This window comes from Acinetobacter sp. N1-1 (assembly GCF_056711485.1).
Genome location: NZ_JBWXUO010000012.1, coordinates 915,614 through 937,528 on the forward strand (window position 1 = coordinate 915,614; position 21,915 = coordinate 937,528).

The 21,915-nt window shown below is 36.0% G+C and carries 20 protein-coding genes; 6 read left to right on the top strand and 14 right to left on the bottom strand.

Annotated features, from left to right (window positions below; all coding sequences use genetic code 11):
• The first annotated feature begins 92 nt into the window (after positions 1–92).
• Positions 93–968: an AEC family transporter gene (locus AC1MPL_RS04650; RefSeq protein ID WP_479764585.1), complete on the top strand. Its 876-nt coding sequence runs from the start codon at positions 93–95 to the stop codon at positions 966–968.
• Here the strand turns inward: AC1MPL_RS04650 and rdgB are convergent.
• The 8 genes from rdgB to AC1MPL_RS04690 all read right to left on the bottom strand — a co-directional run bounded on the left by rdgB (position 953) and on the right by AC1MPL_RS04690 (position 10,164).
• Positions 953–1,594 carry an RdgB/HAM1 family non-canonical purine NTP pyrophosphatase gene (rdgB, locus tag AC1MPL_RS04655; RefSeq protein ID WP_479764587.1) on the bottom strand — a complete coding sequence of 214 codons (642 nt, stop codon included), beginning with the start codon at positions 1,592–1,594 and terminating at the stop codon, positions 953–955. The two genes, AC1MPL_RS04650 and rdgB, sit on opposite strands and share 16 nt — an antisense overlap.
• Before the next feature lie 134 nt (positions 1,595–1,728).
• On the bottom strand, positions 1,729–2,328 hold the full coding sequence (locus AC1MPL_RS04660; RefSeq protein ID WP_479764589.1) for a tetratricopeptide repeat protein: 600 nt from the start codon (positions 2,326–2,328) through the stop codon (positions 1,729–1,731).
• Positions 2,325–2,918 carry a methionine biosynthesis protein MetW gene (gene metW / locus AC1MPL_RS04665; RefSeq protein ID WP_479764591.1) on the bottom strand — a complete coding sequence of 198 codons (594 nt, stop codon included), beginning with the start codon at positions 2,916–2,918 and terminating at the stop codon, positions 2,325–2,327. Before metW ends, AC1MPL_RS04660 begins: the two co-directional genes overlap by 4 nt.
• A complete protein-coding gene (gene metX, locus AC1MPL_RS04670) occupies positions 2,918–4,084 on the bottom strand; it encodes a homoserine O-succinyltransferase MetX (RefSeq protein ID WP_479764592.1) in 1,167 nt (388 codons plus the stop codon). Before metX ends, metW begins: the two co-directional genes overlap by 1 nt.
• A gap of 83 nt (positions 4,085–4,167) precedes the next feature.
• Positions 4,168–5,862, bottom strand: coding sequence for a 2-isopropylmalate synthase (leuA, locus tag AC1MPL_RS04675; protein ID WP_479764594.1), 1,695 nt, complete (start codon positions 5,860–5,862; stop codon positions 4,168–4,170).
• Positions 5,863–6,036: 174 nt separating this feature from the next.
• The gene (locus AC1MPL_RS04680) at positions 6,037–7,137 is read right to left on the bottom strand and encodes an alpha-hydroxy acid oxidase (RefSeq protein ID WP_479764596.1); all 1,101 of its coding nucleotides are present in this window, start codon (positions 7,135–7,137) and stop codon (positions 6,037–6,039) included.
• A gap of 27 nt (positions 7,138–7,164) precedes the next feature.
• On the bottom strand, positions 7,165–7,848 hold the full coding sequence (locus AC1MPL_RS04685) for a Fe2+-dependent dioxygenase (RefSeq protein WP_479764598.1): 684 nt from the start codon (positions 7,846–7,848) through the stop codon (positions 7,165–7,167).
• A gap of 72 nt (positions 7,849–7,920) precedes the next feature.
• Complete coding sequence (locus AC1MPL_RS04690) at positions 7,921–10,164, bottom strand: TonB-dependent receptor (RefSeq protein ID WP_479764600.1); 2,244 nt, start codon at positions 10,162–10,164, stop codon at positions 7,921–7,923.
• 589 nt (positions 10,165–10,753) lie between these two features.
• Here AC1MPL_RS04690 and AC1MPL_RS04695 point away from each other — a divergent pair.
• Positions 10,754–11,092, top strand: coding sequence for a hypothetical protein (locus tag AC1MPL_RS04695; protein ID WP_479764601.1), 339 nt, complete (start codon positions 10,754–10,756; stop codon positions 11,090–11,092).
• Positions 11,093–11,153: 61 nt separating this feature from the next.
• Here the strand turns inward: AC1MPL_RS04695 and AC1MPL_RS04700 are convergent, their stop codons facing one another.
• Entirely contained in the window at positions 11,154–13,427 is a 2,274-nt protein-coding gene (locus AC1MPL_RS04700) for a TonB-dependent receptor (protein ID WP_479764603.1), read from the bottom strand.
• 382 nt (positions 13,428–13,809) lie between these two features.
• Between AC1MPL_RS04700 and tig the strand changes: the two genes are divergently transcribed.
• The 3 genes from tig (at position 13,810) to clpX (ending at position 17,284) form a co-directional block, all read left to right on the top strand.
• The gene (gene tig / locus AC1MPL_RS04705; protein WP_479764605.1) at positions 13,810–15,147 is read left to right on the top strand and encodes a trigger factor; all 1,338 of its coding nucleotides are present in this window, start codon (positions 13,810–13,812) and stop codon (positions 15,145–15,147) included.
• A 197-nt stretch (positions 15,148–15,344) separates the two neighbouring features.
• Positions 15,345–15,950: an ATP-dependent Clp endopeptidase proteolytic subunit ClpP gene (gene clpP / locus AC1MPL_RS04710; RefSeq protein WP_023272786.1), complete on the top strand. Its 606-nt coding sequence runs from the start codon at positions 15,345–15,347 to the stop codon at positions 15,948–15,950.
• 26 nt (positions 15,951–15,976) lie between these two features.
• Positions 15,977–17,284, top strand: coding sequence for an ATP-dependent protease ATP-binding subunit ClpX (gene clpX, locus AC1MPL_RS04715; RefSeq protein WP_479764607.1), 1,308 nt, complete (start codon positions 15,977–15,979; stop codon positions 17,282–17,284).
• 47 nt (positions 17,285–17,331) lie between these two features.
• Here the strand turns inward: clpX and AC1MPL_RS04720 are convergent, their stop codons facing one another.
• The 5 genes from AC1MPL_RS04720 to AC1MPL_RS04740 form a co-directional block, all read right to left on the bottom strand.
• Positions 17,332–17,862, bottom strand: a complete 531-nt coding sequence (locus AC1MPL_RS04720) for a DUF2059 domain-containing protein (RefSeq protein ID WP_479764609.1) — start codon at positions 17,860–17,862, stop codon at positions 17,332–17,334.
• Between the two features lie 84 nt (positions 17,863–17,946).
• The gene (locus AC1MPL_RS04725; protein WP_479764611.1) at positions 17,947–18,360 is read right to left on the bottom strand and encodes a DUF2059 domain-containing protein; all 414 of its coding nucleotides are present in this window, start codon (positions 18,358–18,360) and stop codon (positions 17,947–17,949) included.
• A gap of 127 nt (positions 18,361–18,487) precedes the next feature.
• Positions 18,488–19,024 carry a DUF2059 domain-containing protein gene (locus AC1MPL_RS04730; protein WP_479764613.1) on the bottom strand — a complete coding sequence of 179 codons (537 nt, stop codon included), beginning with the start codon at positions 19,022–19,024 and terminating at the stop codon, positions 18,488–18,490.
• Between the two features lie 133 nt (positions 19,025–19,157).
• Complete coding sequence (locus tag AC1MPL_RS04735) at positions 19,158–19,694, bottom strand: DUF2059 domain-containing protein (RefSeq protein ID WP_479764615.1); 537 nt, start codon at positions 19,692–19,694, stop codon at positions 19,158–19,160.
• A gap of 136 nt (positions 19,695–19,830) precedes the next feature.
• Positions 19,831–21,357 carry a fumarate hydratase gene (locus tag AC1MPL_RS04740; RefSeq protein WP_479764617.1) on the bottom strand — a complete coding sequence of 509 codons (1,527 nt, stop codon included), beginning with the start codon at positions 21,355–21,357 and terminating at the stop codon, positions 19,831–19,833.
• A 191-nt stretch (positions 21,358–21,548) separates the two neighbouring features.
• Here AC1MPL_RS04740 and AC1MPL_RS04745 point away from each other — a divergent pair, with 191 nt between their 5' ends.
• Positions 21,549–21,911 carry a hypothetical protein gene (locus tag AC1MPL_RS04745; protein WP_479764618.1) on the top strand — a complete coding sequence of 121 codons (363 nt, stop codon included), beginning with the start codon at positions 21,549–21,551 and terminating at the stop codon, positions 21,909–21,911.
• The last annotated feature ends 4 nt before the right edge of the window (positions 21,912–21,915 follow it).

Below are 21,915 nucleotides of genomic sequence, written 5' to 3' on the forward strand. Positions count from 1 at the left end.
AGTATAATGTTTTTCTTGTTTGAAGATTAGCTTGTCTGAATTTGTTAAATATGTAATAAGGAAAAGTTATTATAAAAAAGATGGTTTAAAAAATGTCTGTATTGCTTCCACTTATTGCTTTCTTATTTGGTTGGGTAAGCTCGCCGTATCCATTTGTAGATACGCTGAAAAAATGGCTTGCAAGCAGTTTAGCAAGATTTTTTATACCATTTGTGATTGTTTATAATATGGTTTACTACCAAGCAGACAGCTTTTCACTCATGCTCTTTAGTTGTGCTGCTGCGATCATTTCGTATTTTTGCTTAATGTTTATATTTGAAGATCGGCTTGTGGCATTATGTGGTAGTTACGTCAATATTGGCTGGCTTGGTTTTCCTTTTTCATTACTTATTTTTGGCTCATCTGTAAGCCCCCCAATGATTGCTTTATACATTGGAGGTTCAATATTTGGTAACATTTGGGCTGTAAATGCTGTGAGTACAGAAGCACTGCCCATACAGCAAACGGTTCGCAAATTATTACGATCTCCACCTGTCCTTGCTTTGTTCTTGGCACTGTTTTTTAGAGTATTAGGTGTACAAAACTGGCATTTAGGTCGTTGGATTGCTGAACTATATGCTTTTGTGAAGTTTGGGATGGTCTTTGCAGGAATGGCAATTTTAGGGATTTGGTTAAGTCAAACGAAAGTCAATTTAGCTGACCTTACGTTTAGTTTACGTGTGATGTTTTACAAGCTAATGATTGGTACAGTCATTTGTTTGGTATGCTATTTTGCATTACCGATTGCATATTTTAAAGCTCATATTGCTGTTTTATTTTTCTTATTTTGTTTGCCTCCTGCCGCTAATATTGTCGCTATAGAAACCCATTATCAGGGAACAGGGCATTCTGCACGTTATATTGCAGCAGGTACAATCACGAGTATCGTCATCATGATTGTTTTTGCATTAGTTTATTTATTACTCTGAGTCGCTATTAAGCTCTCACGAAACTTTTGCATTGCTTGGCCACGATGGCTAATTTTGTTTTTATCTACCTTGGTTAGTTCTGCACTGGTTTTACCAAGTTCAGGTAACCAAAAGAGTGGATCATAGCCGAAGCCATTTTCACCACGAATTTCAGGGAGTATTTCACCTTGCCAAGTACCTTGGAAAATTTTTGGTAAAGGATCATTGGCATGTTCAACAAATGCTAAAACACAGACAAACATACCTTGAATAGGTTGGTTTATATTTCTGTAAGTACGAAGCTCAGAGATCAACTTTTGATTATTGGCTGTATCATTACCGTGATCACCTGCATAACGTGCAGAATAGATGCCTGGTGCGCCGCCTAGCAAGGGAACACATAGCCCAGAGTCATCAGCAATTGCAGGCTTTCCTGCAATTTTGGAGGCATGACGTGCTTTTAAAATGGCATTTTCTATAAAGCTAAGACCATCTTCAATGGCATCTGGAATATTTAGTTGACCTTGAGGTATCACTTTAATAGGTAATTTTAAATCTTGAAAGAGCGTTTCGAACTCTGCAATTTTTCCTTTGTTGTTACTTGCAAGTATTAACTCACCTGCATCTAGTAATTTTGATTGTGTCATATGAGAACATGATTTAAATAAAAAATTATTTTGATTATGCACAAAATGGGTAGATGTTGCCAATTTATCTACTTATGGTTTAGGCATAAAAAAACAGCACGTGAGTGCTGTTTTTGAGTGAGCTGAGAAATAGATTACTGCGCTTGAATCCATTTATCAGCACGATCCACTGCTTGACGAATTTGATCTGGTGTTAAGTTTGCTGCTAGAGCAGTTTTTTTGTTTTCAGACATATTAATTACTTTATTATCTAACATGCCATCACGCGTTGAAAGTTCATACCATTGGTATGCACCCATATAATCTTTTTTCTGCTCTTCCATAAGTGCCAAGTTAAAGCTAGCACGGTTATCACCATGGCTTGCTGCTTTTTCTAGATAGGTGCGAGCCAAAATTATATTTTTGTTTGTACCAATACCATCTGCAAGCATGCGTCCGACATTTAATTGTGCCGAAGGAATACCTTGATCAGCAGCTTTTTTATACCAAGCAAATGCTTGGCCCAAATCTTTTTGTACACCTTTACCAAATTGGTAATGTGTTGCTATATAAAACTGAGCAGCAGCTTGACCTGCATTTGCTTCAGCTAATAGGTCGTTAAAGTTCATGGCTGAATAGCGTGCAGCTTGTGAAGCAGTACTAGGCTGTTGCTGTTGTGGTTGTGTTAGCAAATAGTCTGCATGTGAAAGTACAGACAGTCCAAATAGTAGGGTACTTACAAAAAATTTCTTCATAGAGCGCTCACTCGATAAATAGCGACTTCAGCAAATAAATTTGGTATTTTTTTGCTAAGTAAGCTGTCTTTTTGCGTTACATTGACAGCAAGTCGGTTAATAATCCGAATATTATTTTCGGCACAAAGTGCCTCAAAGTCACGGAAAGTACACAAATGGATATTGGGCGTGTTGTACCACATATAAGGTAGTGCATTAGAAACAGGCATTCTTCCTTTGAGTGCAAGGTAAGAACGAGTCTTCCAATGCGCAAAGTTAGGGAAGGTAATAATTGCTTGTTTTCCTACACGGACCATATCCCGTAATAAAACATCAGGTGCATCAACTGCTTGCAAGGCTTGTGCCATAACGACATAGTCAAAGGTCTGGTCATCAAAGCGATGTAAGCCAATGTTGAGGTCTTGTTGTATGATATTTAACCCTCGACTGATGGCAATTGCAATCTTTTCTTGATCTATTTCGAGTCCATATGCACTAATATTATGTTTTTTGCTCATGTGTGCAAGGAGCTCGCCATCACCACAACCTAAGTCGAGTACTTTTGAACCAGGGCTAATCCACTTTTCTGCTAGTTGTTGGTCTAAACGCATTATTTAGGCTCCTGAAATGTACTTGCGGAACGAAGGTGAGATTCTCCTCCTAGAAATGCACGTAGCGTATTTACATAGAGTGGAATTGGGAATAAAAAGGAGTCATGTCCTTGTTCTGCATCAATGTCTACATAGCTAACAGGCTTGTGATTTGTGATGAGTGCATTCACAATTTCTTCGGATCGTTTAGGACTAAAGCGCCAATCTGTTGTAAATGAAATGACAAGAAATCGACATTTTGTATTGGCTAAAGCTTTGGTAAGTGATGACTCATATTCACGTGCAGGGTCAAAGTAATCTAGTGCTTTGGTCATAATAAGGTATGTGTTTGCATCAAAGTTACGGCTAAATCGCTCACCCTGATAACGTAAGTAGCTTTCAACTTGGAACTCTACGTCAAAGCCATACATGAACTTGCCAGATTTTAAGTCACGTCCGAATTTCTGTTTCATTGCTTCTTCGGAAAGGTAGGTAATATGACCAACCATACGCGCAAGGATAAGTCCTCGTTTTGGATAGCTGTCTTTAGACAAATATTCACCCTGATGAAAGTCTGGGTCTGACAAAATGGATTGTCTTGCAACTTCATTAAATGCAATATTTTGTGCAGAAAGTTTTGGTGCGCTTGCAATAATTGCACAGCGCTCAAGGCGGTCAGGGTAGTCGATAGACCACTGAAGTGCTTGCATGCCACCAAGTGAGCCACCAACAATGGCATACCATTTGTCTATACCAAGTTGGTCTGACAGTAAAATATGTGTGCGTACCCAATCTCGTACAGTCACAAGTGGGAAGTCGGGGCCATACGGTAGGTTATCATTTTCAGGGTTGGGTGAAATAGGTCCTGTAGAACCATGACAGCCGCCAATATTATTCACTGCAACAACAAAGAATTTATTGGTATCTATTGCTTTATTGGGCCCAATACATGCATCCCACCAACCGGGTTTTTTATCATCTTCATGGTGATAGCCCGCAGCATGATGATGCCCAGAGAGTGCATGACAAATTAAAATGGCATTCGATTTTGTTTCATTAAGTTCACCATATGTCTCAACCATCAGTTCAAAACGTGGTAAAACACGGCCACACTCGAGTTCGAGAGGTTGTTCAAAAGAATATTTTTGTGGAGTTACGATACCCACTGAATCAGATGCAAAAGACACGTGTATGAATCGCCTTATTTTTTTAAATCATGAATACTAAAAAGGATACCAACTTGGGTATCCTTTTAAAATAATTATTTTTGCTAAACAGCTTCAGAAATAATATCTGATGTACTGAGAACACCTTGATCAATTAAACGGTTGGTACATGCAATAATCGCTTCAATAGGTGAAGTGATCGTATTGCTATGAATACCTGCTGCAAATGCGCTACGTCCACTGCCTTTCACTTGAATTTCAAGTAAAGCCAATGCTTTTGCATCTGCACCAGAGCTAATACTGCGCTCTTCATAGTTTAATACATCAATTGGAAGTTTTAGGGCATTGATAATTGCCGAAATTGGGCCATTACCACGTCCTTGTAAGTGCTGTGTTTCACCATTGACTTCAATTTCTAGATCAATCACTTGGTCATTGTCTTTTGTAGAAAGACGATATGTTTTTGCACTGTAGTGTTTGTCTTTGATATCGACATAAGTTGCTTTGAAAAGCTTCCAAATTTCGTCTGCTGTAATTTCTTTTGCAGTATTGTCTGTATGTGCTTGTACAATTTGGCTAAATTCAATTTGTACACGACGAGGCAATGTTACATTAAAGTTCGACTCTAATAAGTAAGCAATTCCACCTTTACCTGATTGGCTGTTTACACGAATGACAGCATCATAGTCACGACCTAAGTCTTTAGGGTCGATTGGTAAGTAAGGCATGTCCCAAACTTCTTGATTTTTTTGGAACTCAAAACCTTTTTTAATTGCATCTTGGTGTGAACCTGAGAATGCTGTAAATACAAGATCGCCTGCATATGGGTGGCGTGGGTGAATAGGAAGTCCTGTACATTCTTCAACAGTTGCGATGATTTCGTTAATATTTGAGAAATCTAACTTTGGAGAAACACCTTGTGTATACATATTTAAGGCAATTGCTGCAATATCAACATTACCAGTACGTTCACCATTACCAAATACACAGCCTTCAACACGGTCTGCACCTGCTAAAATTGCAAGTTCAGATGCTGCTATACCGCAACCACGATCATTATGGCAATGTACCGAAATGATCACACCATCACGGCGCGCTAAGTTACGGTGCATCCATTCAATTTGGTCTGCATAGACATTTGGGCCTGAAACTTCAACGGTTGCAGGAAGGTTTAAAATAACTTTTTGTTCTGGGCGTGCATCCCAAATTTCTGTTACAGCATCACAAACATCTTTTGCAACTTCTAATTCTGTAGCAGAGAAGCACTCAGGACTATATTGAAAAACCCACTCTGTTTCAGGTTGTTTTGCTGCATATTCTTTCACTTTTTCTGCAGCATTGGTCGCAAGTTTTTTTGCACCTGCAATATCTACATTGAGTACTTTTTCACGAAATGTTGGCGAGTTTGAATTATAAATATGCACAATTGCACGTTTTGCACCTTGAAGTGCTTCAAACGTACGTGCAATTAAGTGATCGCGTGCTTGTACAAGAACCTCGATGTATACATCTTCAGGAATATGATTTTCTTCGATGAGCTTTCTTGTAAAGTCAAAATCTATTTGTGATGCAGAAGGAAAACCAATTTCAATATGTTTAAAACCAATTTTGACAAGCATTTGGAACATTCTAAATTTTTGTTCGATGTTCATTGGTTCAAAAATTGCTTGGTTCCCATCACGGAGATCCGTGCTCATCCAAATAGGGGCCTGTGTAATTTCTTTATTTGGCCACTGACGATCTGGCAAGTCAACACGTTGATACATGCGACGGTATTTTGTGCTTGGGTCAGCCAACATTTGAAGTACTCCTGTTCATAGCCTTGCATGATGGGTAGAGTTATTGCAAAGCTACATTATTAAATTTGTGGCATTAGGCTATCTGTATCATCTATGTAGATAGACAATCTAATTTTATAAGGGAGTAAGTTTTAGGGGGGTGTCTGCCTAAATTAAGTGATATTTAAAAAGCTGTCAATAATTTTCTGAGGCAATGTAATCTAAACAAATATCCTCTAAGGTAGCTGTTCCTGCTAAAGCCATTGTAATTTCGAACTCTTCTTTGAGTGTACGAATTACATGTGCTACCCCCAAAGCCCCTGCAGTTGCTAACCCATAAATATACGGTCGTCCAATTAACACGGCATTTGCTCCATAAGCAATTGCTTTAAATACATCTGTTCCGCGTCGAATACCACCATCGAGTAAAAGTGGGTAGTTGTGTGGTGCAACCTGACGAATTTTTTGTAGTGATGAGAGTGTTGTGGGAGTAGTATCTAAAACACGTCCACCATGATTTGAAACAATAATGCCTTGAACGCCTTGGTCTATTGCAATTTTAGTATCGGCAGGATGCTGAATCCCTTTTAAAACGATAGGTAATTTTGTTTGCTTAATTAGCCAAGCAATATCTGCCCATTTTGGTGCAAGTTGCATAAGACCATCAAAAAGAGGGTGTTGGTCAGGCTGTAAATTTTCTGCGACTAAGTGTGTTTTTGTGTGAGGGTGGTGCATGTTTACAGGAAGATCAAACTGTGCGTGTCTTTCAGTATCTCTAATACCTTTATGTGGTGCATCTACTGTAATAACAATGGCTTTGTAGTTATGTTCTTCTGCAAGTCGAATAAGTTTTAATGATTTTTCTCTGTTCCCTTGCCAATAAAGTTGAAACCATTTGAAGGGATTTTCTTTTTTAATTGCTTGTAATGGGGTGTTTGTAAATGTACTTAAAATAAGATTACTTTGCATGACTTCGGCAGCTAATGCCGTTGCTTGTTCTGCATCGGGATGGAATAGTGCTTGATGCCCAATGGGAGCTAGGAAAATAGGATGAGGGTAGTACTGCCCAAATACTTCTAAATGTGTATTACCATGTGTAAGATCATTAAGAACACGTGGTAAAATATTGATATCGGCAAACTGTTGCAGATTTCTTTTTAAATTAACTTCATTCATTGCACCACTTTGTAAGTATGCCCAATAGGATGCTGGCAGGTGATTTTGTGCCTGCTTTTCATAGTCTAAGAGTGTGAGTAAATGAGGTGGGATTTTGGTCAGTGGTGGCTGAATAGTCATAATTTATAAGTACTCTATTTATTAATATTACATATCACTCCATTGTCTTAATAAATTATGGTACAAACCTGTGAGTTTCACAACATCATCATGGTTTCTGCCTAATTGTTGTGTAAGTGATTGGATAGATTGATCAAGTTCAAACATCATTCGTCTATGTGCATCAGATTGAATAAAGCTTTGAATCCAAAAAAATGAAGAGATACGTGCACCACTTGTTACTGGGGTGACTTGGTGTAAGCTTGTCGATGGATATAAAATAGCATCGCCAGCAGGAAGCTTAACACTATGTGTACCATAAGTGTCTTCAATAATAAGCTCTCCACCTTCATATTCGTCAGGGTTTGTAAGAAACACAGTGCATGAAACATCTGTACGCATATATGTGTCGGTTAGGCTATGGTGACGAATTGCATTATCAATGTGGTTACCAAAATGACCACTATTTTGGTAGCAATTAAACATTGGTGGAAGAATTGTTTTGGGCAGAGATGCACTAAAAGCAGTCGGATTTTTTTTGAGTGCCTCAGAAATAGTTTGTCCGAGAAAAAGGCTTTCTTCGCAGTCTATAGGTAGCTGTAAATTATTTTTTAGCTCTACGGACTGATGTCCTGCAGTGGTTTTTCCATCAATCCATGGTGCTGATTCTAATATTTTTCTACATTCGTTTACTTTGTCTAAATTAAGTAGCTGTGGCACATGTATAAGCATAAGAATCTCTGAAAAAGATAAGGTGTTTGCTATTTTAGAGTAGCAAACACCTTTTAATACTTCCAATAAGAATTAGAAGTTATAATTAATATTAAATACAGCTTGTCGACCTTCGCCAGGCATAGCCCAACCATTGTTACGAATATGAGTATAGTAAACTTTGTTAGCTAGATTTCGTCCAATGAGTTGGAAGCTCAAACTTTTATTCATTGTATATGTGATTGATGCATTATGTAGTAAGTAATCCTGAGATTTTACTTGTGCAGTTTTGTTGTTTGCAGAAGTATGTGTACTTAGATACATTTCACCTTGGTATGTTGCGCCGTATCCAACTTGCCATTGGCTATTTAACTTGTAAGTTGTCCATATACTTCCAGAGTATTCTGGAACTTGAGTGACATAGTCCCCTTTAGAGAAGTCTTCAACTCCATTCGCAGCAGTTTGGGTAAATTTACCTTTCATCCACGCCATGCTCGCTGTAATATCCCAGCTTGGTGTAATATTTCCAACGAGACCAGCTTCAACACCATTTACATAGTTTTTACCATCTAACACATAGTTAAACCCATCAGCGCCTTGTACACGTACTTTATTGCGCTCATTTCTAAATCCTGCAATTGTAAGAAGTAGGTTAGGGTTCGCTTCCCATTTTGCACCCACTTCATAAGTCACAGCACTTTCTGGTTTAACATTACATGTATTATTTGCTGCACTACTTGTACATGTATCGCTTGCTACCCCAATAGTTGGTTTTTGAGAATTTGCATAGCTAATATATAAGCTTGTTGAGTGTGTAGGCTTAAAGGTAATAGCACCATTGTAGCTAAATAGATTGGCATTTTGTGAGCCAGTAACAGCACCATTAACGTCACGGTATACACCATCTGTACGGTCATAGCGCGCACCTAGATCAAGTAACCAGTGTGAACCAAATTTGGTGTTATTAAAGATGTAACCGTAGTAGGTATCTAAACTACCTGATCCACTGCGACTATCTGCTTGAATGTAGTTTGTAGAGTTATTCCAAACATGACTTGGATTGTAGACATCCATGTTAGGACGTGTGCTACTTGAACCATCTGAGTTATTTAAATAGCTACCACTTTTAAGGGTATAGTCTTCTTGACTAAAGCCACCACCAATGATGAGCGTATTTTTAATACTTTTTGAACCAAATTTAATTTTAAAATTACTGTCATTTGCGAGTTGCTTGGTTTCCGTATCTCTTTTAAATCCGCGTGGACCACTGACAACATATTGTCCAGGTGTTGAGCACTTAACGTAACCAGTCGTATTTGCATTGGTGTATGCAGTTGGTGCCATACCGTTTGCAAGACAAAAAGTTCCTTGTGGGGCTGAAATGGTAGATATTTGATGTATATCGCTTAAGCGTGTGCTAGAGGTGAATTTGATATTATCCGTAATTTCACTCTTTACTTTTAATAAACCAGTGTTGTTTGTAATGCGGATATTATCTAAGTCGGTATAGCCATAGTTGTTTTTATTAGATATTCCTGGGACTGCATGTCCATTATAGTATGGTACACCGTATTGTGGATCGTTATTATCTTCTTGATGTACATATGAAAGTGTTGCTTTTGTATTTTCACCAATACCAAAAGTAATAGAAGGTGCGATGCCCCAACGCTTTAGCTGTTCATCGCGTCCAGGATATGTATTTTTATGTCCCATTACATTTAAGAGAAATGCGACATCATCATTGATAACTTTATTAAAATCACCTGTGATACGTGTATAGTGATCTGTTCCTACACCAACAGAAAGGTTATTGAAATCATGGGCTTTTGGGGGCTTAGTAACAAGGTTTACGCCACCACTGACTTGTCCTGCGCCATTTTCAACTGAGTTTGCACCTTTTGTAACTTCTACCGCTTCATAGTTAAATAAATCGCTGCGAGTTGTTAAGGCAGTATCTCGTAGACCATCAGCGGTAATATTGCTTGTTGCATCATAACCACGTAGGGTGATTTTATCGCCGTAGCCACCACCACCTTCACCAGCACCAAAAGAAATTCCTGGTGTGGTTGATAATGCATCTTGTAAAGAAAGTAAATTTTGTTCTTTTAACGTTTTATCAGTAATAATCTGAGTTGTTCTAGGTGTATTTAAGAGTGATTGTGAACGTTTATCCGATGAGCTATGCTTTTTATAATAACTATTTTCTGAATGTGAAGAGCTTTCGATAGTAGGTAAATCAGTAATATTTGTAGTGGCAGCAAATGCAAGGTTAGGCAGTGTAATTGCAAGTGCTACAGTCTGAGCTGTATAACTACGTTTTTTAATATGCGTCTTCATTTGTTTAAAACTCTCATGTATGAATAAAGTATTCACAGCGATAATTTGTTAAGTAATGTATTGCTATTGTTAGTATAAATGATAATAGTTATCGATATCAATATGGTTATTTTTTAGTTTTTTGAAATAGATGATTGATTTTTATTATTTTTATTTATAGGGTTTGTGGTTTAATTTTGTTTTTTTGATTGAATTTAACGATTAATTATAATTTATATACATTTTTTAAATGCACAATATGAATATATTATGACTTATTATTTGCTATTTCAGTGTTTGAAATTATTGAACAATGATCTGTTTATAGGGCATAAAATATGGTCTTAGAAATATTCTAGTCAAATATAAAAAACGTAAATAACTTTATTTGAGATATTGCAGGGATCGAAAATTTTTATTTATAAGTTTAGATAGTGAAAGAAGTGATTATAATCAAATTTTTAAATCTATAATTGTTTTACTCATAGGCATTTAAATTTTGTAACATCACTAAAAAATATCCAATCAAATATAACATTACAATAATTTTTCTTTGTGATAATTTAAAAGTGTTGGATGAAAAATGTACTAAATAAAAGAGGATAATATAATGAGTATAGAAACTAATGAAGAAAGTCATATTCATGGAAAAAGCTGCGGTCATACGGCTATTAAGCATGAAAACCATGTGGATTATTTAGTGAATGGTCACTTACAAAGTGAGTCAAAAGAAGATCATAAAATTGCTGTGAACAGTAAAAATCCTGCCGATTGTACGCAAGGACATGAATGCTCAGGACACGAAAAAGGTCATATACATGGACCTAATTGTGGTCATGAGGCTGTACCTCACGGTGATCATGTAGATTATTTAGTCGATGGGCATTTGCATCATCAGCATGATGGACACTGTGATAATCACGGGCCTATAGAGGTTGTTGAAAAATAGAACGTAGTATGAAAAAAGCCTATCATTAAAATGATAGGCTTTTAAACTTTTAACTATGTAATTAATATTTAAAATTTAAAGCAAGTACAGCATTACGTCCATCACCTTGCATTGCGTAATGATAATGACCAGTTGTGTAGTAACGCTTATCTGAAAGATTATTAATGTTAAGTTGTATATTGATATTGCTATTTACATTGTACTTAATCATTGCATTATAGATGGTATATGTTGGGATGTACTTTGGTGTTGAGCTGTTTGCAACATAAGAAACAACAGATCTTTCGTTATATTGTGAGCCTAAGCCAACCGTAAGTTTTGGTAAAACTTTATATGTTGACCATAGTGTTGCACTATTTTTTGAAACATAAGGAAGTGCTTTACCTAATCCTGCAAGTGATCTAGTGTCAGACGATGACGTTTTTGTAAGCTTGCTGTCTAAGTAGCTGTAACCTGCTGAAATATCCCATTTATCAGTTAGATTACCATTAATTCCTAACTCCAAACCATTTACATGACTTGTTCCTACATTTGCATAACTACCATTTTCTAGTTGTATTCTTGTATTTTGTTTCTCTGTTCTAAATACAGCGGCTGTTAAGTTTGCTTTGTTATGTAGAACATTCCATTTTGTACCAACTTCATAAGTACGTGCTTCTTCAGGCTTTAGGTCTTTGGCAGAGAGAACAGCACTTGTGGCTGTTTGGTCAAATTGATCCGAGCCAACAGGAATAGCAGAAGTCGCAAAACTTGCATAAATGCTACCATTATCTGTTGGTTTAAATATTAAACCTGTCTGATAAGAGAAGAAATTTGTATTGTTAGATGCACTTTGTCCTGCTGTATATTTCGTACCTCTAAGGGTTATTGGATAGTTATATTTAATGTTTGTATTAAATTGATCCCAACGTACTCCTAGGTTTAATAGCCATTGTGGTGAGAACTCTAGGCTATCTAAGGCATATAAACCAACGTTACGATTACGCGTTGTTGCATAATCTTTTACAGCAGTTGCTTTGTCTGTATAAGTATCATAAGGGTTTGGATTGTTTGATGTTGTACAATATCCAATATTTGTATTTGGACACTTTTCAGAATTGCCATTATTGGTTTGATCTTGAATGTCTAAGCTTTTGTTGCTATCAAATCCATTAAATGAGTAGATGCCAGTATTTGTTTCCTGAAAGGTCCAATCTACGCCTGTACTAAAATTATGCTTAATACTACCTGTATTAAATTTACCTGATAGTGCCATTTGATCGCTATAGGCATTTGTTGAGGAAATTTGGCTCACAGCGCGGCGGAAAACGGTTCCATATTTACTAATATTACCTTGAGAATCATCTGGATTCGTCATGATATAGTTCGTAGATGCGTAGGTGTAGTTAAATGTATTTGATAAATTAAGATTATCGTTAAAGTCATGATCTAACTTAAATGTACCTACTTGGTTTTGGCGACGGTCGAAGTCTCGTCCTTTCCAGCCATAGTAAGTACCTTTTGCTACATAATAAGGTGCGCCACCTGTAGTTGGGAAGGGGATACCCGCATCTGGTTTATCATCGCTTTGTAGGTAGTAGTAGCTTAAGCGTGCCCGTGTTGGTGTTCCTAAACCAAATACAATACTTGGAGCAATACCTACACGATTATATTCAGCACCATTTTGCTCACCTGGCTTATCATTTTGATGTCCCATAACAACAACACGACCTGCAATACCATTACCAAAATCTTTATTTGCATCTAGGCTAATATGACGATAATCGGCTGTACCACCTGCAATTGTACCTTCATAACGGTCACCTGCATGTGCTTCTTTTGTGATGAGGTTAATACTACCACCAGCGCCACCGCCACCAGATATTGCTGAACTAGAACCTTTCGTTACTTCAACTTTTTCAACATCGAACATATCACGATTTTGAGCTACTGAGTTCCGAATACCATCTATATAAATTGATGATTGTGCGCTGTAACCACGAATATATGGCATATCTGCAAAAGGTGTTCCACCTTCACCTGCTGCAAGTGTTACACCAGGCGTATTTTGTAATGCTTGGGTGAGTGTGTTGGAGTTGGTATCTGCTAATAATTTTTGTGAGATTACATTTACACTTTTAGGTGTATCTAATAAAGGAGAAACATATTTTGAATTTGAAGATTTATCTGTTTTAAAGCTTTGAGTATCATCATAGTCGACAGTTGCAGAAGAGTGTAAATCTATTGTAGGTAGTTGATTTGTATTATCTTGAGCAATTGCATGACCTGCAATAATAGAGAGAGAAGAAGCGATTGTTGAAGTAACAATTTTTTTGCGAGTTTTTATAAATGACATGTTTTACTCGTAAATGAATGTAAGTATTTTATAAATAATAATGATTATTGTTAAGTTGACCATATGTTAAGTAAATTAACAGAGTAACTTTTGTTTAAAAAACAATCTTTTATATAAAAAATATATAAAAATGAATAACATAGATTTTATTTTATTTTACAATTGTTTTTGAGGAAATAAGAATTATTATTCATTAACAAATCACCTGTTGTTAATTCTTATTTAAGATAAATGTGCAGTTTAAAAAATGATCTATATATTTGTAAAGTATCTTACTAAATACAAAAAATGAGCAAAACTTTGTATATCTTGTTCCTATAGAATATAATGTGGCACTTTTTAAAATTGTTACTACTAACCAGTTAAGTAAATAGAGGAAGCCATGCAAGTAACGACTGAAGCGGTTTCGGGTGTTGCCCGTCGTTTAAACGTATCTGTACCGACGACTCGTATTAACGAGCAATTTGAAGCTCGTCTGAAGCGCACTGCCAAAACTGCGAAAATCAACGGCTTCCGTCCGGGTAAAGTTCCGATGAATGTTGTACGCCGTGAATATGGTGCAAGTGTTTATCAAGAAGTTGTCAATGACGTTATCCGTGACACTGTATTTGAAGCAATCCAGCAAGAAAAAATTAATGCTGTTGGTATGCCAAATATCGAAAAAGTTGAGAACAAAGAAGATGCTTTAGTATACGAAGCAACTGTGGAAGTATATCCAGAAGTTGAAGTTAAAGCATTTGATAGCTTAGAAGTTGAACGTAAAACATCTGAAATTAATGATAAAGATGTAGATCAAATGATCGAAAACTTACGTAAGCAACGTCAAACTTGGGCTAATACCAAAGGTATGGCTAAGAAAGACATGCAAGTAACTTTCGATTTTGAAGGTTCAATTGACGGTGAAAAGTTTGAAGGTGGTGCTGCACAAGATTACACGCTTGTGTTAGGTTCAGGCCAAATGATTCCTGGTTTTGAAGATGGCATCATTGGTATGAAAAATGGGGAAGAAAAAGTAATTGATGTTACTTTCCCAGAAGATTACCAAGCTGAGAACCTTGCAGGTAAGCAAGCTCAATTCAAAATTAACGTGAAAAAAGTTGAAAAGCCTAAGCTTCCAGAAATTGATGCTGAATTCTTAGAAACTTTTGGTTTAACTGAAGAAGATGGCGTAGAAAAATTAAAAGCTGATGTTCGCAAAAATATGGAACGTGAAGTGAAAAATGGTCTACGTAACCAAATCAAAGCAGCAACTTTTGATGCACTTGTTGCAGCAAATGAAGTTGAACTACCATCTGCGATGGTTGCTCAAGAAATTGATCGTCAACGTCAGCAAATGATTCAACAATTTACACAGCAGTTTGGTGCTGAAGGTGCGAAAGCATTTGACTCAAGCATGCTTCCAGATGACCTATTCAAAGAGCAAGCTGAACGTTCTGTGAAATTAGGTGTACTTGTAAGCACAGTGCTTGCTGATGCTAAATTAGAAGTAGATCCTGCACGTGTTGATGCATATATTGCAGATATGGCTTCTTCTTATGAAGATCCAACGGAAGTGATTGAATACTTTAAAAATGACAAGCAACAACGTTCACAAATTGAAGCTGTTATTTTAGAAGATCAAGTGGTTGATCATATTTTAGCTGCTGCAAAAGTAACTGAAACATCAGTTTCTTATGAAGAGTTATTAAAAGAGCAACAAGCTCGTCAACAACAAGGTTAATTTCTTGTGTTGATAAAAAAAGGCGCTCAATTGCGCCTTTTTTTATGTTGTTGTTGGTTTGTTAAATTTGTATAAAATCACTTCTAATCTTTGAAATATTCAAAATTAAAACATGGAATATTTTTGCAATTTTAGCAAATATCCCTCATATTGTTATCGTAAGTAAGTAACAAAAAAATTTTAGGAATAAATAAATCATGTATGTTCCAAATATAGAAAATGCGCTTGTTCCGATGGTTGTTGAACAATCTTCTCGTGGAGAACGTTCTTTTGATATTTTCTCTCGTTTGTTACGTGAACGTGTAATTTTCTTAACGGGTGAAGTTGAAGACAACATGGCAAATTTGATTGTCGCACAGATGCTTTTTTTAGAAGCTGAAAACCCAGATAAAGACATACACCTTTATATTAATTCTCCTGGTGGGTCAGTAACTGCAGGTATGGCAATTTACGATACAATGCAGTTTATTAAACCAGATGTATCTACAATTTGTATGGGACAAGCAGCATCAATGGGTGCTTTCTTATTAAATGCTGGTGCAAAAGGTAAGCGTTACTGCTTGGAAAATGCACGTGTTATGATCCATCAGCCATTAGGTGGTTTCCGTGGACAAGCATCTGATATTGAAATTCATGCGCGTGAAATTTTATTTATTAAAGAGCGTTTGAACCGTTTAATGGCAGAGCATAGCGGACAAGATTATGAAACTCTTGCGCGTGATACAGATCGTGATAATTTCATGACTGCTCAAGCAGCACAAGAGTATGGTCTTGTAGATGCTGTATTAAATAAACGCCCATAAGTTAAGAATTAGTTATTGGAGTAAGTATGTCCGACAATCCTCAAGGACAAAAACATTGTTCATTTTGCGGAAAAACACAAGCTGAAGTGGGTAAGTTAATCGCAGGTGAGGACGCATACATTTGTAATGAATGTGTGGACGTATGCCTAGATTTAGTTCAAACCAGCCAACAAGTTGACTCAGGAGAGTGGGCAAATAAGCCACTTCCAAAGCCACATGAAATTCGTGCGGCACTTGATCAATATGTAATTGGGCAAGATACTGCGAAAAAAACACTTTCAGTTGCTGTATATAACCATTATAAGCGTTTAAAAGCATCTGAGGTCGAATATCAGAATGATGATGTTGAAATTGCAAAAAGTAATATTTTATTGGTTGGCCCAACGGGTTCAGGTAAAACATTGCTTGCACAAACACTTGCTCGCTTGTTAGATGTACCATTTGCAATGGCAGATGCAACGACACTGACAGAAGCTGGTTATGTGGGTGAAGATGTTGAAAATATTGTTCAAAAGCTTTTGCAAAAATCAGACTATGATGTAGAAAAGGCTCAAAAGGGCATTATTTACATTGATGAAATTGATAAGATTACGCGTAAAGCCGAAAATCCATCAATTACACGTGATGTTTCTGGTGAGGGTGTACAACAAGCATTGTTAAAAATGATTGAAGGTACGGTCGCCTCTATTCCACCACAAGGTGGTCGTAAGCATCCACAGCAAGAACTAATTCAAGTAGATACTTCAAATATTTTATTTATTTGTGGTGGTGCATTTGCTGGATTAGAAAAAATTGTACAACAACGCCAAGAAAAAGGCGGTATTGGCTTTAATGCAGAAGTGAAGAAAAAGGATGATACGAAACAGGTATCTGAGCTTTTTAGTCAAGTTGAAGCAACTGATCTCGTAAAGTTTGGCTTAATTCCTGAATTTATTGGTCGCTTACCTGTTTTAGCAACGCTTGAAGAGCTTGATGAAGAAGCGCTTATGCAAATTCTTACAGAGCCAAAAAATGCTTTAACACGTCAGTATCAACACTTGTTCGATATGGAAGATGTTGACTTAGTTTTTGAAACATCTGCTTTACGTGCTGTTGCTAAGAAAGCTTTAGATCGTAATACAGGTGCACGTGGATTACGTTCTATCTTAGAAAATGTATTACTTGAAACGATGTATGATTTACCAAGCCGTACCGATGTAGGTACAGTTGTAGTAAACGATGATGTTGTAAGTAAAGGGGCTCAACCTGAGTTTAGGAAAGAGCGTCAACCTAAAAAAGATGTAGAACAGGTAGAAAAATCTGAACTTAAAGTTGTTGATTCAAAGTCAGCTTAGGTAAGTTTACGTATTTTAAAAAGCGTGCTTTTATAGCACGCTTTTTATTATCTATGAGGTAGTTCTGCCAAGATTGTTTGAGTGTCTTGAGCAATTTTTTGTTGAAATCCAGGACTCTTTGCAATGGTAGATATAGCGATAGCAATTTGTTGTTCTACAGCCGTATTTAGTTGGTTTTGTTTGCTCATAATAGAGCGACCTTCAGGTGATTTTAAAAACTTAACATATGCCTGAATTTCTTGGTCTGTGTAGTAAGTTGCATAAACACCTTGAATGCTTTGCATGATATTCATGCGTTGTAAGTATGCTTGCGAATTGGCCAACATACTTTGTGTAATTCTTTCTACAGCTTGTTGATCTCTTACAGAAAAGTTCGTATGCCCAGTATGTTGCTGTACAAGCTGAATGGCCTGTTGTTTATACATAGGTACAATACTGTCGAATGTATGATTTAATGTGCCTTGAACATTAGTGAGGTTTAAAAGCTCTTCTGTAGGTGAGGCTGCTTGTATTGATGTTGTATTTATAGCAGTAAATAAAAAGATTGCTGAAGCAGATGCAAGATATCTTTTAATCATCTATTTTCCTTGAAAAATGGGTCTTTATAAGATGAAACGAGTATTCTTATTATAAATAACATTTAAGTAAATCGCGATAAAACATTATTGATCGATACCAAGAACATTAAAAAGACCTTTACTAATACTACTATTATTCATCATGTTTTTAATGACAATTTTATATGTTTGCTGGCTAAGCTGAGGCATTTTTTCGGACAAGCTTTTTCCTTCAGGTGTCTGATAAAATCGGTTTAAAGCTCGGATTTCTTCTTCTGTTAAATTATTTTTATACAGTGCTTTTAATTGGGGCTCAACACTATTCCAAAAAGATTCTTTATCTAAACCGAGAAGTTTTAGTTCTTGTGGCTTAACCATTGCTTGAGTATTCTGTTTTATTTGTAAGGTATTAAATAGCTGGTCTATAGATGTTTGAGAAGCTGGTGTTGCCTGACTAAGTTGGCAAAGAAAAATACCACCTAATAATAGAACAATTTGATGAATACTTTTAAGTTGCATAATAAAAAGCTCTGTAGAGTATTTTATTTAATGTAGTTTAATTACAAGATATAAATGCAAAATTTTGATGTAGTTCAGTAAGTTCTTAGTAAAGAAAGCCTCTTTATTAAAGAGGCAATTAAATTAATTATTTTTCCGCTTTAGGAAGGCTTTTTAAGATAGATTGTATTTCGTTATTAGAGGTTTTTATTTTCTCTTTTAGTTCGATATTATTTTGAAGGGTATTAGAAAAACTTTTCATAATATCTTGTACTAAAATAGGAGCTTTTTTATTAATAGATTGTCCTTCTGGGGTAGATAAAAACTTAATATAAACTTCTAGTTCTTCTTCAGTATAATATTTGCGAAACAAGTTTTCTGTAAGCTTATCCATATTTACGGCTTGAATCATGTCAGTTACATTTTGACTCAGGATTTGTGAAATTTTATTTGCTACATCAGTATCTTGTGCAGTTAGTGTTGTATGACCAGTTCTTCTTTTCACCATAATTGTTGACTGATCATTAAAGTTTGCATTTGTTGCTTTTATAGTTTTGGCAAGCATTTCATTAATATGAGTAAGTTGAATTGCTTTTTGAATAGAACCCTCTTGTGGTACAGATGCAAAACTTGGATTACTGAGTGAAAACGTAAAAAGGCTAATAGCGAGTAGTTTTTTTAGCATGTTTTATCACTTTAATTCTATGAAAAACATATAATGTATTCTAAATTCATTTCAATAATATTTCTGAGTTTGTTGAGCATTTCATACTTAGAAAATATAAGATATTTTACTAAGTATGAGTTTATGGAAAATATTAATTTGCTTTCTGGAGATGAGTAAGAACTTGATCAATCTCTTTGGTTGTTTGTTGTGTCATATTCTGTTGGCGAGTTATTTCAGAGGTACGCTGTATTATGACTTGATTGAAAGCATTAGAAAATTGAGGTATTTTTTTAAATACAGATAGGCCATTTGGATTCTCTAAAAAATTTTTATAAGTCTGTAGTTCTTCTTCTGTATAGTTTTGGCGGTAAAGGTTAGCGCCAATCTGTTTTACATCTATAGACTTAGAAATATTGGCAGTATTTTTTTCAAAGATTTTTACAATTTGAGCAACTGCTTGACTATCAGTATTTGTAAGTTCTTGATGTTTTGTGTAATTTTTGACAATATTTGTTGCCTGATTGTTATACATTGATTCTAAGCTTTTAATATTATTATTAAAATCACTTTCTAATTGAGTTAATTCTACTATTTTTTGTGCTGTAGCCAATTGAGCAGGACTAGCCAATGTAACTGCCGAGTGACATGTAATAAGCGTAATTAACAGCGGTTTTATATATTTATTCATTATAAAGACCTTTTGATTATATGAGTTTATGATAAAGACTTTTATTTAAAATACTATGACTTGGATAGGAAAGCAATTTAGAGAGTTAAAATTAGGTAGACATCATGTAAATTACATGATGTCCAAAAGCACGAATTTATGAAGGCATTGCATCAATAACAGGAATTTTACCAATTTTTTCTTGCCAAATTTTAGGTGCAATTGCATGTATAGATGTACCATTTACATCTACGGCAACAGAAACAGGCATATCTTCGACAACGAATTTATAAATTGCTTCCATTCCTAAATCTGAAAAAGCAACGACTTCAGCTTGACGAATTGCTTTGGATACAAGGTAAGCTGCACCACCAACAGCCATAAGATATGTGCTCTTATTATCTTTAATCGCATCAATGGCCATTGGTCCACGTTCAGCTTTTCCAATCATGCCAAATAGTTGGGTATTTTCTAGTACTTTACGAGTAAATTTATCCATACGTGTTGCAGTTGTTGGACCAGCAGGACCAACAACCTCATTACCTACTGGGTCTACAGGGCCAACGTAGTAGATAAATTTGCCTTTTAAATCGACAGGTAAAGGCTGATTTCGATCAATCATCTCTACAAGGCGTTTGTGTGCAGCATCACGTCCTGTATACATTGTGCCGTTTAGAAGTAAAGTGTCTCCAGGTTGCCAAGTGTTCATTTCTTCTTGGGTGATAGTATCTAAATTTACACGTTTTGCTTTGGAAGTAGACCATGTAATTTCAGGGTAATCATCAATTTTTGGTGCTTGAATATGAGCAGGGCCTGAACCGTCGAGTTGAAAGTGTGCATGACGTGTTGCAGCACAGTTTGGAATCATACCCACGGGTTTTCCTGCTGCATGGCAAGGGTAGTCTTTAATTTTAATATCTAAGACTGTAGTTAAACCACCTAAGCCCTGAGCACCTATACCTAGTGCATTTACTTTTTCGAAGATTTCAATTCTAAGCTCTTCAATTTTGCTGGTTGGTCCACGTTTAAGTAGCTCATACATATTAATTTCTTCCATGAGTGCTTCTTTAGCAAGCATCATGGCTTTTTCAGCTGTACCACCAATACCAATTCCTAGCATACCAGGTGGACACCATCCTGCACCCATTGTGGGTACTGTTTTTAGTACCCAGTCGACAATTGAGTCTGATGGATTAAGCATTGCGAGTTTGGATTTGTTTTCAGAGCCACCACCTTTTGCTGCAACGGTAATATTAACTTTATTGCCTGGTACTAACTTGTAATGAATAACAGCGGGGGTATTGTCTTTTGTATTTTTACGACCAAAGGCAGGATCTGCTAAAACAGAAGCTCGTAAAATATTTGAGTTTTCTAAATAGCCTTGGCGCACACCTTCGTTAATTGCATCATCTAGGCTAAGTTTCAGATCAAATTTTACATCTAAACCAATTTCAAGAAATACATTAACAATACCTGTATCTTGACAGATTGGACGATGTCCTTCTGCACACATACGAGAATTGATTAATATTTGTGCTATTGCATCTTTTGCAGCCTGATTTTCTTCATAATCATATGCACGACTCATTGCTTGAATAAAGTCTTGTGGGTGGTAGTAAGAAATAAATTGTAGTGCATCCTTGACAGAGGTGATCAAGTCTTCTTGCTTGATAATTGTGGTCATATTCAATTCTCTATAAGCGGGCTGTTAGCTGGCGAGTATAATTATAAGATAAAAATCGATCTCTGTGCTTATCGAGTAGATATTCATCTAAATTATAAAAAACATTTAAAATTTATATAATTCATTAAAGTTTATTATTTCTAATATAGTATCTTTCATGTAAATAGATGGAAATTTGGTAATTAGTTATTATGTTGAATTTAGAGAAAGAGCGTATCGCTTTCGAAAGTTATATTATTGAAAAGCACCCGCATCGCTCTGCAAAAATTTTAACTCAAAAGCAAGAAGATGATGACAATGTTTATAGAATTGCATCAATTGAGGAGTGTTGGCATACATGGCAGGCTTGTGCACTATTAAAACAAGATAGTATGGATAAAGTTGAAAAAATTGAGAACCCAGACTTTGTTTATGCACCAAAGATTCCAACGAATCAAATGATTTCATATTGTCAAAATGAAAAAGTAAAAACTGGGAAGTCTAAGTCATATATTTTTGATGATATTTATGCATATAAATTAATGATTAAGTCGATTGCAGAAGCGAAATCTTGATGAT